Source organism: Bartonella sp. AA1HLJMS, assembly GCF_042197445.1.
GTDB lineage: Bacteria > Pseudomonadota > Alphaproteobacteria > Rhizobiales > Rhizobiaceae > Bartonella.
The window spans coordinates 1-902 of record NZ_JBHIRW010000250.1 but is presented as its reverse complement, the minus strand read 5'-3'; the positions used below and the strand labels follow the sequence as shown (position 1 = coordinate 902).

General features: G+C 38.6%; 2 protein-coding genes. Both read left to right on the top strand.

All coding sequences use genetic code 11. From position 1 onward, the window contains the following. The coding region (locus ACFIQE_RS10970) for a hypothetical protein (protein WP_375707760.1) at positions 1-377 on the top strand (377 nt) is incomplete at its 5' end. A 198-nt stretch (positions 378-575) separates the two neighbouring features. Then, the coding region (locus tag ACFIQE_RS10965; protein WP_375707759.1) for a hypothetical protein at positions 576-902 on the top strand (327 nt) is incomplete at its 3' end.

The following is a 902-nucleotide window of genomic DNA, read 5'->3' as shown; positions in this document are numbered from 1 at the left end:
GAGAAATGAAAAGACACAATCTCGCCCATAAGACCCTTGATGCGAAAATGCGCTTTCTTAACTTCAAAGAATCTCTGCCTTTTTATTCAAAAGAATGTAAAATAATCTTTTTTATCCTTATTCTCTTTTCTGTTTTGCAATCTGCTTTCTCTATTGCAAATTTTGTATGGTGGAAAAATGATAGTGTTGCCTTTATCATGCAGCTGTTGAGCCTTATATGGTTAGGGGTTCTTCTCTTTTCTCCGATCATTGGGATCATGTGCATAAAGTTAACAAGAAAATTGAACAAAATACTTCCACAATTGGAAGAAGCGATACAACAACGCGATCAGGCAATGCGTATGCAGAATGTGGAAGGGGGACAAAATGACGAGTAGTCTTATAACATTAATAGCCATTTCTTTCCTGTGTTTTACGCTCTTAAGTGTTTTAATATGGGCGCCAATCGTTGTCATTTATTACCTGTTTATCAAGCGTGCGCGGCTTTATTGTCGCGTGAAAAAGGAACTGAAATGCGTGCTGAATGAACGCGATATCGCCTTAAAACAGAACTCCCCAAAATAAAAAGCAGCAGAATGTTTGATAAAAAACAGCTTTCTCTTGTTTGGCAAGACTATAAAAAAATATTCTATCTTTCTACGGTCATGGCGACTGCTCCAATAGTTATAACTGTTGTCGTTAAGATATGGAGAGGGCAGGACTTTGTTTCTCTTGTCGTATTCGAGCCACTGGCATGGATGCTTGCCTGTACTTTTTTATTCTTACCGATTGTTTTTATTATGCGTTTTATCGTGACACGTCAGTTGAACAAAATGATACGGCAATTAGAAGAAGAGGTTGAGCAGAAAGGAGCTCCCGTCATATTATACGATGTGAGCGAGGGGAAAGTGAGCGAGGGGAAA